Origin of the sequence: Synechococcus sp. OH20 (genome assembly GCF_047502685.1) — a bacterium.
Lineage (GTDB): Bacteria > Cyanobacteriota > Cyanobacteriia > Thermostichales > Thermostichaceae > Thermostichus.
In genome coordinates this window covers 62,280-77,101 of the sequence record NZ_JANSIQ010000037.1, presented here as the reverse complement: position 1 = coordinate 77,101, position 14,822 = coordinate 62,280, and the positions used below count along the sequence as shown (strand labels likewise).

General features: G+C 60.6%; 11 protein-coding genes. 6 read left to right on the top strand and 5 right to left on the bottom strand.

Features of this window, described 5'->3' with window-relative positions; translation table 11 throughout:
- Positions 1 to 5: 5 nt before the first annotated feature.
- The gene (gene secA / locus NW826_RS08385) at positions 6 to 2,870 is read right to left on the bottom strand and encodes a preprotein translocase subunit SecA (RefSeq protein ID WP_414509886.1); all 2,865 of its coding nucleotides are present in this window, start codon (positions 2,868 to 2,870) and stop codon (positions 6 to 8) included.
- A 198-nt stretch (positions 2,871 to 3,068) separates the two neighbouring features.
- Between secA and NW826_RS08380 the strand changes: the two genes are divergently transcribed.
- From NW826_RS08380 to purU, 3 genes are read left to right on the top strand one after another with little or no spacing between them, the layout of a single operon-like run.
- Positions 3,069 to 3,383 carry a TatA/E family twin arginine-targeting protein translocase gene (locus NW826_RS08380; protein ID WP_414509885.1) on the top strand — a complete coding sequence of 105 codons (315 nt, stop codon included), beginning with the start codon at positions 3,069 to 3,071 and terminating at the stop codon, positions 3,381 to 3,383.
- Positions 3,384 to 3,386: 3 nt separating this feature from the next.
- Complete coding sequence (locus tag NW826_RS08375; RefSeq protein WP_414509884.1) at positions 3,387 to 3,647, top strand: hypothetical protein; 261 nt, start codon at positions 3,387 to 3,389, stop codon at positions 3,645 to 3,647.
- A gap of 60 nt (positions 3,648 to 3,707) precedes the next feature.
- On the top strand, positions 3,708 to 4,556 hold the full coding sequence (purU, locus tag NW826_RS08370; protein ID WP_414332845.1) for a formyltetrahydrofolate deformylase: 849 nt from the start codon (positions 3,708 to 3,710) through the stop codon (positions 4,554 to 4,556).
- Positions 4,557 to 4,937: 381 nt separating this feature from the next.
- On the opposite strand, the gene NW826_RS08365 is transcribed toward purU, so the two are convergent.
- On the bottom strand, positions 4,938 to 6,329 hold the full coding sequence (locus tag NW826_RS08365; protein WP_414332844.1) for a TldD/PmbA family protein: 1,392 nt from the start codon (positions 6,327 to 6,329) through the stop codon (positions 4,938 to 4,940).
- 165 nt (positions 6,330 to 6,494) lie between these two features.
- Here NW826_RS08365 and NW826_RS08360 point away from each other — a divergent pair, with 165 nt between their 5' ends.
- Positions 6,495 to 8,042 (top strand): bifunctional orotidine-5'-phosphate decarboxylase/orotate phosphoribosyltransferase, encoded by a 1,548-nt coding sequence (locus NW826_RS08360; protein WP_414509883.1) that lies wholly within the window; start codon positions 6,495 to 6,497, stop codon positions 8,040 to 8,042.
- Positions 8,043 to 8,130: 88 nt separating this feature from the next.
- Here the strand turns inward: NW826_RS08360 and leuS are convergent, their stop codons facing one another.
- Both leuS and NW826_RS08350 read right to left on the bottom strand, forming a co-directional pair.
- On the bottom strand, positions 8,131 to 10,752 hold the full coding sequence (gene leuS / locus NW826_RS08355) for a leucine--tRNA ligase (RefSeq protein ID WP_414509882.1): 2,622 nt from the start codon (positions 10,750 to 10,752) through the stop codon (positions 8,131 to 8,133).
- Positions 10,753 to 10,810: 58 nt separating this feature from the next.
- Positions 10,811 to 11,701 carry a ferredoxin--NADP(+) reductase gene (locus NW826_RS08350; RefSeq protein WP_414332840.1) on the bottom strand — a complete coding sequence of 297 codons (891 nt, stop codon included), beginning with the start codon at positions 11,699 to 11,701 and terminating at the stop codon, positions 10,811 to 10,813.
- Positions 11,702 to 12,031: 330 nt separating this feature from the next.
- Here NW826_RS08350 and NW826_RS08345 point away from each other — a divergent pair, with 330 nt between their 5' ends.
- Both NW826_RS08345 and pgl read left to right on the top strand, forming a co-directional pair.
- The gene (locus NW826_RS08345; protein WP_414348986.1) at positions 12,032 to 13,039 is read left to right on the top strand and encodes a phosphoribulokinase; all 1,008 of its coding nucleotides are present in this window, start codon (positions 12,032 to 12,034) and stop codon (positions 13,037 to 13,039) included.
- A 94-nt stretch (positions 13,040 to 13,133) separates the two neighbouring features.
- A complete protein-coding gene (gene pgl, locus NW826_RS08340; RefSeq protein WP_414332837.1) occupies positions 13,134 to 13,865 on the top strand; it encodes a 6-phosphogluconolactonase in 732 nt (243 codons plus the stop codon).
- A gap of 291 nt (positions 13,866 to 14,156) precedes the next feature.
- On the opposite strand, the gene NW826_RS08335 is transcribed toward pgl, so the two are convergent.
- Positions 14,157 to 14,552 (bottom strand): hypothetical protein, encoded by a 396-nt coding sequence (locus NW826_RS08335; protein WP_414332835.1) that lies wholly within the window; start codon positions 14,550 to 14,552, stop codon positions 14,157 to 14,159.
- Between the last annotated feature and the right edge of the window lie 270 nt (positions 14,553 to 14,822).

The window sequence follows — 14,822 nt, the reverse complement described above, 5'->3', positions numbered from 1 at the left end:
GGCGCTTACTCTTCGGTGAAATCGGCCTCCACCACCCCTGAAGCAGCACCAGGCTCAGGGCTGGCAGCCACCGCTTGCGCCGGAACCGCCTGGGGCACCTGCACGATCTGGGGTGTGAAGATGAACAGGTTGTACACCGTGTTGCGGCGGATGTTGTCCATCATCTCCAAGAACAGCTCGTAGCCCTCGTTCTTATACTCGATCAGAGGATCCTTCTGGCCATAGCCGCGCAGGCCCACTGCCTCCCGCAGCGCCTCCATCTGCTGCAGATGCTCCCGCCAGAGGGTGTCCACCTGCTGCAACAGGAAGAAGCGCTCTGCCTTGCGCATCAAGCCTGGCTCAAAAGTATCCAGAAAAGCCTCTTTGGCCTCGTAGGCCAGCTCTGCTTGCTTGAGCAGGTGGTTCAAGATCTGTTCGTAGGAGAGATCCCGCAAGTCGTCCGCCTTGAGGTTCTCTTTGAGCAGGGGCACAAACTCCTGCATCTTGGCGGTCAGCTTGTCGATTTCCCACTCTTCCGGCGGCAGCTCCGGGTTGACGTGGGCCCGCACGATCTCCTCGACGGTCTTGCGCACATAGTCGAGGATTTTGGTTTTGAGGTTCTCCCCTTCCAAGATGCGCCGCCGCTCTGAGTAGATGGCCCGCCGCTGGTTGTTCATCACCTCGTCGTACTCAAACACCTGTTTGCGCAGGTCGAAGTAATACACTTCCACCTTGCGCTGCGCGTTCTCCAGGCTGCTGGAAAGCAGCGGGTGCTCGATGGGCATGTCCTCATCCACCCGGAACATGTCCATCAGTTTGGCCACCCGCTCGCCACCGAAGATCTTGAGCAGGTTATCTTCCAGGCTGAGGAAAAACCGCGAGGAGCCGGGATCCCCTTGCCGTCCGGCGCGGCCCCGCAACTGGTTGTCGATGCGACGGGACTCGTGGCGCTCCGTGCCGATCACGTGCAGGCCGCCCAGCCGCACCACTTCCTCGTGCTCGGCCTCGGTTACCTTTTCGTACTCGGCCTTGATGCTGTTGTAGACCTCCCGCAGTTGCAAGATCAGCGGATCCTGCACCGGCGCTTTCTCCGAGGCCACCGCGATGAGATCTTCCACCACCAGCTCCGGCAGGCGGTTCAACCCATATTTGGTCACCGCCGCCGCCACCACCTCCTCCAGCGCTTGGCTGGTGCGGGCCGACAGCTCACAGGGGTAAAAGTTGGGAGAGACCACCGTCCAGGATTTTTTCGGCTTAGGTGAGGATCCTCCAAATCCCTGGCCCCCACCCCGCCCTAGCATGGGAACGGATCCCAGCGGGTTGTCGGCGTCCAGTTGCACCAGCTTGGGCATCAGCCGTTCCCGCAGCTTGAGGCGGGCCATGTACTCGGCATTGCCGCCCAAGATAATGTCCGTGCCGCGCCCGGCCATGTTGGTAGCAATGGTTACGGCACCTTTGCGCCCCGCCTGGGCGATGATCTCCGCTTCCCGCTCCACGTTCTCCGGCTTGGCGTTGAGGAGGTTGTGCGGGATCCCCATCTCCTTGAGCATGGCCGAGAGGCGCTCAGATTTTTCCACGCTGGTCGTCCCCACCAGTACCGGCCGGCCCCGCTCGTGCATGTGGGCAATTTCCTCGGCGACCGCTTTCCACTTGGCGTTTTCGGTCTTGTAGACCAAGTCGGGAGCATCTTTACGGCGGATGGGCCGGTTGGTGGGGATCACCGTCACTTCCAGGTTGTAGGTTTTGCCGAACTCGGCTTCCTCGGTGCGGGCGGTGCCCGTCATGCCGGAGAGCTTGGGATAGAGCAGGAAGAGGTTTTGGTAGGTGATGGTGGCCAGGGTTTGGCTCTCGTTTTGGATCGGCACCCCCTCCTTGGCTTCCACCGCCTGGTGCAGCCCATCCGACCAGCGGCGACCGGGGAGCACCCGCCCGGTGAACTCGTCCACGATCACCACCTCTTGGTTGCGGACGATGTAGTGGACATCCTTGATGAAGAGCTCCTTGGCCTTCACCGCATTAAAGACAAAGTGGGCCCAGGGATCCTTGGGGTCAAACAGATCGGAGACCCCCAGCAACCGCTCGGCGGCTTCAAACCCTTCGTCGGTGAGGATGACGTTGCGGGCTTTTTCGTCCACTTCGTAGTGCTCGTCCCGGATCAGCTCCCGCGCCACCTGGGCCGCCTTGAGGTACTTTTCGGAGGGGCGGGCCATCTGGCCGGAGATGATCAGGGGGGTGCGGGCCTCGTCGATGAGGATGGAGTCCACCTCGTCGATGATGCAGTAGTTGAAGGGCCGCTGCATCACCTCTTTGATGTCGGTGGCCATGTTGTCCCGCAGGTAGTCGAAGCCCAGCTCGCTATTGGTGCAGTAGGTGATGTCGCAGTGGTAGCTGCGCCGCTTCTCTTCGGTGGACATACCCTCTTGCACCAGGCCAACCGTCAGGCCCAAGAAACGGTGCACCTGCCCCATCCACTCCGAGTCCCGCCGGGCCAAGTAGCCGTTGACAGTAACGATGTGAACCCCCTTGCCGGTCAGGCCGTTGAGATAGGCAGGCAGGGTGGCGACCAGTGTTTTCCCCTCGCCGGTTTTCATCTCGGCAATCTGGCCCTCGTGCAGCACCATGCCACCGATGAGCTGCACGTCGTAGTGGCGCAAGTTGAGAACCCGCTTGGCCGCTTCCCGCACCACCGCAAACGCCTCGGGCAGGAGGTCGTCGAGGGACTCCCCTCTATCCAGGCGCTGGCGAAACTCGGTGGTCTTGGCCCTGAGCTCCGCATCGGAAAGAGAGGCGATCTCGATCTCCAGCGAGTTGATCAGCTTGACAACAGGACGGTACTGGCGGATCTTGCGATCGTTGGGATCCCCAAGGAGCTTTTGTAGGGTTTGGAGCATGGGCAAGCCTGGGCCGATAAAGAAGTTGACTGATGACGCAATTTTACCATTTTGATTTGGCTGGCCAGGGAGAAGTTGGCCTGGGCGAGCTGAGCACAAAACACCTAAGCTGTGGGAATGGCTGAAGAGGGCCTGCGGTGACTTGCGGTCTGCGGCGAGAAAATGTCAGTCTAGGGAAGCGAAGGGATCCCAGGGCTTATGAACTTTTTGGGTGTTGGACTGCCGGAAATGTTGGTCATCTTTGCGGTGGCCCTTTTGGTCTTTGGGCCGCGCAAATTGCCGGAGATCGGTCGCACGTTGGCCAAAACCCTGCGCAGCTTGCAAGATGCCTCCAGAGAGTTTGAGGCACAGTTGAACCGAGAGGCACAGGAGCTGGAAAAAGCTGTCCGCCCAGCAGCGGCCCGAACCCAAGCCGAGTCGGTCGCCACAGCCAATCCGCCTGGCAAACCCGCCAATGGGGCAGAGCCCATAGCCGCCACAGCCGACAACTCGCCAACCGCAGACGCCGCCTAGTCGATGGCCCGCTTCAACCCGCTTTGCTTTGGCCTGGAGATCGCGCGCCTGTTCGAGCAAGGGCAGTCCTATTTTGCCCCGGCGAAGGTGGAAGCCTGGCTGCGGCAGCACGGCCAAAACCCCTCCGACTACGAGATCTCGTTTCACCAGGAGCTGCCCCCTGCCGGCTCCTCGGCAACCATCTGGATTCGCATCGACCTGAAGCGTTGGGATGGCCAGCCGGTGGATCCCTGGCTGTTGGCAGAGATCAACCGGGTCGATTGACAGCCTTGATCTGGGGCCGATCCAGGCCCTAGGGTAAAGGGGCGAGCTCTTCGCACCTCTATGCCCACGGCCACTTTGTTGGTGTCTTGCCCCGATCAAAAAGGGCTGGTAGCCAAGCTCTCCAATTTTATCTACAGCTACGACGGCAACATCCTGCATGCCGACCACCACACGGATCCCGAGGCAGGGCTGTTCCTAAGCCGCATCGAGTGGGACTTAGAGGGCTTCCAACTGGAGCGGGCGGAAATTGTCCCCGCCTTCTCGGGCATTGCCCGTGGGATCCAGGCCAACTGGGAACTGCATTTTTCCGACACGCGCCGTCGCCTTGCCGTGTGGGCCAGCAAGCAGCCCCACTGTCTGTTGGATCTCATCTGGCGGCAGAGGGCTGGGGAACTGCCGGCGGAGATCCCTTTGATCATCAGCAACCACCCCGACTTGGAGCCGCTGGCCCGCTCCTTCGGCATCGACTACCATCACATCCCGATTTCTCCAGAGAGCAAAGCAGAGGCAGAAACCCGCCAGCTTGCCTTGCTGCAGGAGTATCGCATCGACCTGGTGGTGTTGGCCAAGTACATGCAGGTGCTGAGCGGGTGGCTGCTCCGCCAGGCGCCGCCGGTGATCAACATTCACCATTCCACCCTGCCCGCCTTTGCCGGCGCCAACCCCTACCAGCGCGCCCACCAACGGGGCGTCAAGATCATCGGCGCAACTGCCCACTACGCCACCGAAGATCTGGATGAGGGGCCGATCATCGAGCAGGATGTGGTGCGGGTCAGCCACCGCGATACCGTTGCCGACCTGATCCGCAAAGGCCGCGACATGGAACGCCTAGTCCTGGCTCGGGCCGTGCGCTATCACCTGGAAAATCGCGTGCTGGTCTACCACAACAAAACGGTGGTGTTTGCTTGATGAGCAAAAAACTGGGCTTATAAGCGCTCCGCGCCGCTGCCCTCACCCCCGGCCCCTCTCCCAGAGGGAGTACTCCCTCACCCCCGGCCCCTCTCCCAGAGGGAGCGCTCCCTCACCCCCGGCCCCTCTCCCAGAGGGAGAGGGGAGTTAGGGATAGGGCTCCGCGCGGCCAGCGCGTTCGTGACAGCGTTACGTGGCAATAACGTTTCATTGCTATTTAATGATGACTAAGTAAGCAGAACTTTGCGGCTTGGCTATAGGGAACTGTCTAGGGGCGCATTGACAACCCCTTTACGAGCCTGTCCATGGGCTGCGTAAGGATCCCCCGACTTAAGTGGTGGGAGTGGCAACGACCCTACGGGTAGAGCCCCGCCGAAGCAGCTAAGCAGTCTGTTGTCCGCCTACAATGGCCCGGCAGCGAATGTAGGGACCGCCTGCATCCACCTTGGCCGGCTGCCCCTTGCCGCAATGGCCAGATCCCAGGTCCCAGAGAAAATCCCGCGAGACGGCATCCACCGATTGCAACACTTCAAAGGCATTGCCCGTGATGGTAACCCCTCGCAGCAGCTCCGCCAGCTTGCCGTTGCGAATGCGGTAGGCCCGCTCCACGCCAAACATAAACTCGCCGGTGGAGTCGGCTTGCCCGTTTCTGGCCCCATCCAGGAAGTAGCCGTCGGGAGTGCTGGCGATGATCTCCTCCAAAGTCTGGGATCCCGGCTCGAGGTAGGTGTTGCGCATGCGGATGAGGGGCTCATCGGCATATTCCCAGGCGCGGGCGTTGCCGGTAGGCTCGACGCCGAAGTGGGCAGCCGTTTCGCGGTTGTGCAGGTAGCTCACCAAAATGCCGTTTTGGATGATGGTGGTGGTTTGGGTGGGAACGCCTTCGTCGTCCACCGGCAGCGTCCCCCCTGCCCCCGGCATAAATTCGGAGCGGCCTGAATCCTTGAGCGTAACCAGTTCGCTGGCCACCCGCTGGCCCAGCTTGCCGGCAGCCACCGAGCCGGCCAAGACAAAATCCGCCTCGACGGTGTGGCCAATGGCCTCGTGCACCAGCAGACCCACGATGGAAGGAGACAAAATGACCGTGGCCCATCCTCCCTCGGCGTAGCCTGCGGAGAGGAGATCGACCGCAGTAGCAGCCGCCTTTTCCGCCATCTGCAAGGGATCCGAGCGGAACAGACAGTCCCACCCCCCCGTTACCCCGATGGACTCGGCGCCGCTGCTCAGTTGGCCATCGGCCTCGGCCACCGCTTGTACCCGCAATTCGGGGCGCACCAGGCGAAAGGCCACATCCGCCCCATCGGTGGTGACAATGGCTTTTTCCTCGTAGATCTCGTTGTAGGTGCAACTGGCGGAGCTAATACGAGCGGAAGACTTCTGAGCTTGGGCTTCCGTTTCCAAAACCAACTGGATCTTCGCCTCTAGAGGCTTGTTGAGCACCTCTCCCACGCCGGGCTCGCAAAACTCCCCTTGGGCCAACCGCACGCTGGGCAAAGCCTGCAACTTGTGTTTGCGGTAGTCGGCGCTGGCGCGGGCAGCCTGCTGCGCCTCGGCAATGGCCTCTCGAATGGCAGCCGGCGAGGGATCCCCGGTGGCGGCAAAGCCCCAGGTGCCGGCCTCTAGCACCCGCACCCCCACGCCGGAACGGCGGCGAACCGCGGTGCGCTCAAGGCGGCCTTTCTCGGCGGTGACACTGCGAAACACCTTGCTGTGGTAGCGCAGTTCCACAAAGCCAGAGCAATCTCGAAGGATGTCGCGCAGAAGGTCTCGCATGGCAACAGGGGGATAGATGCGGTGCTCAATTCAGCATAGCCTCATTGTGGGCTTAATCGGGGTCGAACCTTGGCCTGACGGGAAGGGATCCCAAAGGAGAGGATGGAGAACGACGCACAATGAGAAAAGCCAAGGAGCCGACCGTTGCAGGTGAAAAGATATGGGGTGAGTTCCAGCGACAAGTGGGTGGCTGCAAGCCGGCAGAACCAAAGCTGTCTCTGGCTGGGCTTGGATCCCAATCCAGAGCTGTTACCTGCCCACCTCAGGCTAAAGGGAGAGCCCGATTCCAACCTGGTTGCCTCTGCAACACCGCAAATGATGGCCGCCTTGCTGGACTGGCTGGGCTGGGTGATCGAGCAGACGCAGGATCACGTGTGCGCCTACAAGCCGACGCTGGGGTTTTATTTGGCCCTGGGATCTGGCGGCCTGGAGTTGCTGGAAGCGGTGCTGCGCCGAGTGCCCACAGGGATCCCGGTCATTCTCGATGCCAAGTACGCCGATTTGAACAGCGCCTCTGTTCTGGCTCGGCAGGCTTTTGAAGTTTGGAATGTGGATGCCCTCACCCTCAATCCTTATGCAGGCCAGGATCTGGTGGCTCCGTTTTTGCTCTATCCTCACAAAGCTGTGTTTCTGCTCTGCCGTACCAGCAATCCGGGGGCCAACACCATCCAGGACTACCCTGCCGAAGCCATCGCCGGGCAGCAGGAAGGAATAGAGAGCGTGGAACCCCTCCACCTAAATCTGGTGAAACAGTGCCGCCATTGGGGCACACCCGAACAGGTAGCGCTGGAAGTGGGATCCGCGCATCCCTCAGTGATGGGTCGCATCCGCGCCGCTGCTCCCGAACGGCTGATCTTGGCCCGCAGCCTCTGGGGAGAGGGCGTGGACTGGCAGGCTTGTCTGCAGGCGGGGTTGAACGCCCATGGAGAGGGCCTGTTGCTGCCGGTACCCCAGGACTGGTTGGCTCGCCAGGATTTGAAAGAGGCTGTAAGCCAGTTGCGAGAAACCGTGGAAACAGCTCGCTCTCAGAAGGGACAGTCGGGATCTGGGTCGGCTTGCACCTTGTGGGTGCCGGATGTCTGTCTGTTGCAGCCCAATCCTCATACGGATTTGATCCTAGAGCTGTACGACATCGGCTGTATTCTATTTGGAGATTATGTCCAGGCTTCTGGGCAAACTTTGCCCTATTACATTGATCTGCGTACCATTATTTCCAAGCCGCAAATCTTCCATCGCGTTCTCAAGGCTTACGCAGAGATTTTAGAAACCCTTTCCTTCGAGCGGATTGCCGGGATCCCCTATGGATCTCTGCCGACGGCAACCGGATTATCCCTGCGCTTAAATAAGCCGATGATCTATCCCCGCAAAGAGGTAAAAGCCCACGGAACTCGCCGGCAAATCGAGGGATCCTACCAACCGGGGGAAACGGTGGTTGTAGTGGATGACGTTTTGATTACAGGGCGCAGCGCCATGGAAGGAGCCGAGAAACTGCGCTCGGCAGGGCTAAAGGTGGAAGACATTGTGGTGCTGATCGATCACGAGCAGGGGGCGCGAGAGCGTTTGCAAGAGCAGGGGTACCGCGGCCATGCCGTTCTTACCCTCTCGGAAATCAAAACCACTCTTTTCCGCGCCGGCCGCATTGACGAAGCCCAGTTTAATCATCTCTCCCAGCTCTCACCCCCAGCCCCTCTCCCTGAGGGAGAGGGGAGTTAGAGCGGCGCGAAAGCTACAACGACATGGTTCGGTTACGGAAAGCCGGTAGGGCTGCCATGCCGACCCCAAACCCGATGGCCAGACGCAGCTAGAGAACCAAGTTAACCAGCTTTTTCGGCACCACCACCACTTTTTTGGGCGTCGCCCCTTCCAGATACTTTTGCGCCGCCTCAGACTGAAGGGCCAAGCGTTCCTGCTCCTCTGGCGTCACGTCCGCCGGTGCCTCAAATGAGCCGCGCAATTTGCCGTTCACCTGAATCACAATGGTTACCGTGTCGGCCACCAGAGCCGCCGGATCATGGCTGGGCCAAGATTGACGATGGACTGAGTCCGGGCCGCCCAGCGCCTGCCACAACTCCTCGGCAATGTGGGGGGCAAAGGGGGCCAAGAGCAACACCAGGGTGCGCATCCCCTCCGCATAGACCGGCGAATCCGGGATCCCGGCCTCGGCCAGGGCGTTGCTCAGCTTCATCAGCTCGGCGATGGCGGTGTTGAGCTGGTATTCCTCCAGATCCTCACTGACTGCCTGGATGGCCGTGTGGACGGCGCGGCGCAGATCTTTTTCGGCCTTGGTCAGGGATCCCGCCTCGACCTGGGCCTGCAGCAGCTCGGCGGCTTTGCCCCGCAAGGACTCCGTCCCGCTATCGCGAACGACAAACTCGTACACTTGCCGCCAGACGCGGTTGAGAAAGCGAAACTGGCCTTCCACATCGGCATCGTCCCACTCCAGATCTTTCTCGGGGGGCGCCTTGAAGAGGATAAACATGCGGGCTGTGTCCGCTCCGTAGTGGGCCAGCACCTCCTCCGGATCCACGCCGTTGCCTTTGGATTTGGACATGGTGGCGTAGATAACTTGCAGGGGCTCGCCGGTCTCTGGATCTGTGGGGTTGTTGGGATCCTTGACCAGAGCCGCCGGGATCCAGCGATCCTTGCCGGACTTGTTGGGGTTGTAGTAGGTGCGCCCCTGCACCATCCCCTGGGTGAGCAGACGCAAGAACGGCTCGTCAAAATTCAGCAGCCCCTGATCTCGCAGCACCTTGGTGAAAAAGCGGGAATAGAGCAGGTGCAAGATGGCGTGCTCGATACCGCCCACGTACTGATCTACCGGCAGCCAGGCGTTGACCAGGTCTCTGCGGAAGATCTCGCGGTCGTTGCGGGGATCGCTGAAGCGCAGGAAATACCAGGACGAGCAGATGAAGGTGTCCATGGTGTCGGTCTCGCGGCGGGCATCGGCGCCACAGGTGGGGCATTTTACCTTCACCCAGTCCTCCAAGTGGGCCAAGGGAGAGCCACCTCGTCCGCTCAGCTCCACATCCTCCGGCAACAGCACCGGCAGATCCTCCTCCGGCACCGGCACAATCCCGCAGTGGGGGCAATGAATTACGGGGATGGGGCAGCCCCAGTAGCGCTGCCGCGAGATGAGCCAATCCCGCAGGCGGTAGTTCACCTGCCGTTCCCCCAAGCCCCGACTCTCTAACCAGGCGATGGCTCTTTCTACGCTCTGCCCTGGGCCTTTGCCCACCGGGATCCCGTCCAAGGGGCCGGAGTTGATCATCACCCCTTCCCCTGTCCAGGCCGACTGCAGATCTGCAGCCGTCTCCCCTGCCTCGCCGGGCGGCTGCACCACCTGCTTGATGGGCAGGCCAAACTTGCGGGCAAACTCGAAGTCCCGCTGGTCGTGGGCGGGCACGGCCATGATGGCCCCCGTACCGTAGCCCATCAGCACATAGTCGGCAATCCAGATGGGGATCCGCTCTTGGTTGACGGGGTTGATGGCGTAGGATCCCGTCCAGACGCCCGTTTTTTCCCGGTCTTCGGCGCTGCGCTCGATCTCGCTGCGGGCGGCAGCCTCGGCCTGGTAAGCCTTGACGACGGGCTGTTGCTCAGGGGTGGTGAGCTTGTCCACCAAGGGGTGCTCCGGCGACATGACCATGAAGGTGGCCCCCCAGAGGGTATCGGGCCGCGTGGTGAACACCGGCAGCTCCTCCCCTGTCTCCGCTTTGAAGACAACCCTAGCCCCCACCGACCGGCCGATCCAGTTCTCCTGCATAATGCGCACCCGCTCCGGCCAGCCGGAGAGCTGTTCTAGGTCGGCCAGCAGTTGGTCAGCATAGGCGGTGATTTTGAAAAACCACTGCTTGAGCAGGCGCTTTTCCACCAGAGCGCCGGATCGCCAGGAGCGCCCCTCCGCATCCACCTGCTCGTTGGCCAGCACCGTCTGATCCACGGGATCCCAGTTCACCGCCGCCTCTTTTTGGTAGGCCAGGCCCGCCTTCAAAAATTGCAGGAAGATCCACTGCGTCCATTTGTAGTAGTCTGGCGAACAACTGGCTATCTCCCGCTCCCAGTCGTAGGAAAGCCCCAGCCGTTGCAGTTGATCCCGCATCTGGGCGATGTTCTGGTAGGTCCACTTGGCCGGCGGGATCCCCCGGTCGATGGCGGCATTCTCCGCCGGCAGACCAAAGGCATCCCAGCCCATCGGGTGCAGCACCGCGTACCCTTGCATGCGCTTGTGGCGGGCAATCACATCGGTGATGGTGTAGTTGCGGACATGCCCCATGTGCAGGTTGCCGCTGGGGTAGGGGAACATCGACAAAGCATAAAACTTGCGGATCCCGTCCTTCAACTCTGGGGTGCGATCCAGCCCCATTTCACGCCAGTGGGCCTGCCACTTGCTCTCGATGGCCCGGGGATTGTAGCGCGCGTCCACGGTTTGATGCTCCTGGGGAAAAAGCGCTCACCCTTTACATGCTACGCAAGTTTTAAAATCAGTAGGTTTCTTCGTGCCACCTATCTGCTTTCTTCAGCTCCTTCTGGAACTTGCTCCAATCCTGACCGGCTTGTTCGGCCAAGGGCCCCATGACGTTGTTGATCCCGTCTTCCATCCCCTTGAGGCCGCAGATGTAGGTGTAGGTGTTGGGCTTTTGCAGCATCTCCCACAGCTCAGCGCCGTACTCCGCCATGCGGTTTTGCACGTACATCTTTTTGCCGTCGGGGGTTTGCTGTTCGCGGCTGATGGCGTAATCGACGCGGAAGCGATCCCCGTACTGGGCTTTCCAGGCCTCTAGATCCCCGTGGTAGAGCAAGGTGGAAGTGGTAGGTACCCCAAAAAACAGCCAGATCCTGCCCTGATAGTTGGGATCCTCCTCAAACAGATGCTTGATGAAGGCGCGAAAAGGGGCGATGCCGGTGCCGGTGGCGATCAAAATCAGGTTGGCGTTCTCATCTTCGGGCAGTAGGAAGGTTTTCCCCGAGGGCCCGGTGATCATCACCTCGTCGCCGGGTTTGAGATCGGTGAGGAAGCCGGAGCAGACCCCCACCCCCGGCTGGCCCGTCTCTTTATCCACGTATTCGGCCCGCTTCACGCTCAACGAAACGGTGCGCCCCTCGCCATCATCGCCGTAGCGGGTGGACGCAATGGAGTAGAGGCGGGGCTTGTGGGGCTTGCCTTTGGCATCTTCGCCAGGGGGGATAATGCCAACGCTTTGCCCTTCTAGGTAGCGGTAGTTGGGATCCGGCAAGCTGAGCACGATGTGCTTGGTCAGCCCGGGCGCCCCCTCGCCGACAATGGAGTAGGTCTCCACACATTGTCCGATCAGAGGCGCGTTGGGACGATACAGATTGACGACAACCTCTCGCTTTTCTGCGCTGGCAACCATAACTGCGATCTGCTCCTGGCACTGGAGAGAAAATGGATAGCAAACACCATAGCAGCCCGGCTGGCCAAATGGAACTTGCCAGCAGAGAAGCCGGCAGCCCTTTCGAGCTGATGCCGAGAGCGACACCCCCAAAAAACTGCTCCCAGCCGAGCTCAGCGGCCAAGAATATGCATTTTTTGTTAAATTGTTCCTTAAGGTGCTGATATCTCTGGCCTGCAAGCGGGTTGTGAGGTAGTGGCTCTGTTGTGGTATCATGCAGAGCCGTAACAGTTGGTAACTTTCCTAGCAGCTTTTTCTCAGTTTTGCCCTGCCCGTCCCCAAGGAGTTCCCATGGCAAGCAGTCCTGATCGTATTGTGATGATTGGTGTCGCCGGAGATTCTGGCTGTGGCAAATCCACGTTTTTACGTCGGCTGGGGGATCTGTTTGGCCGGGATCTGATCACCACCATTTGTCTGGACGACTATCACTCCTTGGATCGCTACCAGCGCAAAGAGAAGGGCATCACGGCACTGGATCCCCGCGCCAACAACTTCGACCTGATGTACGAGCAGGCCAAGGCGCTCAAGAATGGCCAAAGCGTGATGAAGCCGATTTACAACCACGAGACCGGCCTCATCGACCCGCCGGAGCGGGTGGATCCCAACCGCATCATCGTCCTGGAAGGGCTGCATCCCATGTACGACGAGCGGGTGCGCGAGCTGCTGGACTTCAAGGTGTACTTGGATTTGGCGCCGGAGATCAAGATTGCCTGGAAGGTGAAGCGGGACATGGCCGAGCGGGGCCACACTTACGAAGATGTGTTGCGCTCGATCGAGGCTCGCCGTCCCGATTTTGAGGCTTATGTCGATGTGCAGAAGCAGTATGCCGATGCCGTCATCGAGGTTCTGCCCACCCAGTTGCTGCCAGAGCTGGATCCGGAGCACAAGGTGTTGCGGGTACGGCTGATTCAGCGGGAAGGGGTCAAGTACTTCGACCCCGTTTACCTCTTCGACGAAGGCTCCACCATCGATTGGATCCCTTGCGGCAAAAAGCTGACCTGTTCCTATCCTGGGATCCGCCTCCACTACGGCCCTTCCACCTACTTCGATCACCCGGTTTCGATTTTGGAGATCGACGGCACCTTTGAAAAACTGGAGGAAGTCGTCTACATCGAGAACCACTTGAGCAACCTGTCCACCCGCTACTACGGCGAGCTGACGGAACTGTTGCGCAAGCACCCAGAATATCCGGGATCCCGCAATGGCTCTGGCCTGATTCAAGTTATCGTGGGCCTAAAGCTGCGCGCCCTTTACGAGCAAATCCAGGCCGAAGCCAAAGAGTTGGCGGTGGCTTCCTAACCTTTGCCCGCCCAAGCGGCTCAAGAGGGATTGCCGGTAGAGTGTTGCTGCAGGTAGGCTGACCCGGTGGGAGTCAGCGTCAAGGTTTGGGTCTATGCAGGGATTCCAGTTGGAGATCTTTCCAGAGGGATCCGTCCTCATTCAGCGGGCCATCGAGGTTTGGCAAAGCCGGGCAGCGGCTGCCATCCGCGAGCGGGGACGTTTTACCGTGGTCCTGGCGGGGGGAAGCACCCCCAAGCAGTTGTATGCTGCTCTCGCCCAAACCCAAGGGATCCCTTGGCAACAAACCTGGCTGTTCTGGGGAGATGAGCGCTACGTCCCCCCGGAGCATCCCGAGAGCAACTACCGCATGGTGCAAGAAACCCTGCTGAAGTGGATCGGGATCCCGGCCGATCAGGTGTTTCCCATGCCCACCCAAGCGGGGGATCCGCTTCGCGATGCTGCCGACTATGAGGCGACCCTGCGGCGGCTTTTCGGCGCGGAGTGCCCTTCTCTCGACCTGATCTGGCTGGGGGTAGGGGAGGACGGCCACACAGCCTCTTTATTTCCCGACACCGCCGCCCTGCAGGTGCAACACCGCTGGGTAACAGTGGGGCAGAAAGGGCCGGAGCCGCGTCTAACCTTGACCTACCCTGTCCTCAATCGGGCAGCCCAGGTGGTGTTCTTGGTAACCGGAGCGAACAAAGCTGCCATTGTGAAAGAGGCGCTGACCACCGAGGCCCACCTACCCTGCCAGCGCGTCAACCCCAACGGACGGCTGCTCTGGTTGCTGGATGCGGCGGCGGCAGCTCAACTGCCCCTGCCAGCCGTCGCGCTGCTCAGGTGACGTACCCCCGCCCTCATGCTGATGCATAGAGGGCAAGCTGCTCGTTTCAACAGGGAGCGATTGTGGGAACCCCACCGCGTCCAGATTCCGGCAACGCCGTTTTGTGCAACCACCTCGGTTCCAGCACAGAAACTCCCGGCCCTTGCTGCCGCGGCCGTCCTGCCGACAGAGGGCGGGTTGGCTAAACGCGATTAAGCCACTCCTCAAGCGCTTCCCTCACCCCCAGCCCCTCACCCCCGGCCCCTCTCCCAGAGGGAGAGGGGAGTTGAAAACCGGCGGGGCAGGGATCCCTCAGGGGGTGCCGGGCAAATTCTTCAGTACTGGGATGACCAGCTCTTGGACGGGCAGGGCCACAGGCTGAGCGGAGTCGCTGCTCAGAGAACTGGATGGCACCGCAGGGGAAGAGCTTGGGAGCTCGCCAATGGGCCGCAGTTGCCAGCGGATGATCTGATCGCCGCGGTAAAAAGTAACCAGCAACTGATCCCCCTGCGACTGGATTTGCCAAGTGCCATCGCCGCTATTGACCGAAATATGGCCGCCGGAAAACGGTGCATCCAAAACCGGCCCCGATTGGGTCCAGATACGTCCTCCACCCGTTTCCAAGACCAATTGCACCGTTGCCCCCTGCCCCTGGCCACTCAAAATTTGGCCGGTTCCGCTCCAAACCCGGGTTTCTGTCTGGGCCACAGCGGGCTGCCCAAGCTGCAAAACCACGAGCAACAGCCCTGCCCAGCTCCGGTGGCTTCGCCGTCCCCCTCTCCCATCAGAGAGGAAGAAAGAAGAGCGAGAGAAAAAAGCCATTGCACCCACGTTGATACCACACGTCGCGATAAGTCTAAAACAGACAAAAAATGAAGCAGTCCTTTACACAGTCTTTTTCGCAGTCTGCCGGCAGCACTCAGGATCCCTCCTTTGGCTCTGAGCTGAGCCTGCTGCCAGCATCCTCTCTCGGCTTGA

Bases quoted from the DNA above. Each gene is read 5' to 3' on its own strand.
- NW826_RS08375 (WP_414509884.1), top strand. From the start codon at position 3,387: ATGGCCCGCTTCAACCCGCTTTGCTTTGGCCTGGAGATCGCGCGCCTG.
- NW826_RS08345 (WP_414348986.1), top strand. From the start codon at position 12,032: ATGGCAAGCAGTCCTGATCGTATTGTGATGATTGGTGTCGCCGGAGAT.
- secA (WP_414509886.1), bottom strand. From the start codon at position 2,870: ATGCTCCAAACCCTACAAAAGCTCCTTGGGGATCCCAACGATCGCAAG.
- pgl (WP_414332837.1), top strand. From the start codon at position 13,134: ATGCAGGGATTCCAGTTGGAGATCTTTCCAGAGGGATCCGTCCTCATT.
- NW826_RS08365 (WP_414332844.1), bottom strand. From the start codon at position 6,329: ATGCGAGACCTTCTGCGCGACATCCTTCGAGATTGCTCTGGCTTTGTG.
- purU (WP_414332845.1), top strand. From the start codon at position 3,708: ATGCCCACGGCCACTTTGTTGGTGTCTTGCCCCGATCAAAAAGGGCTG.
- NW826_RS08350 (WP_414332840.1), bottom strand. From the start codon at position 11,701: ATGGTTGCCAGCGCAGAAAAGCGAGAGGTTGTCGTCAATCTGTATCGT.
- NW826_RS08380 (WP_414509885.1), top strand. From the start codon at position 3,069: ATGAACTTTTTGGGTGTTGGACTGCCGGAAATGTTGGTCATCTTTGCG.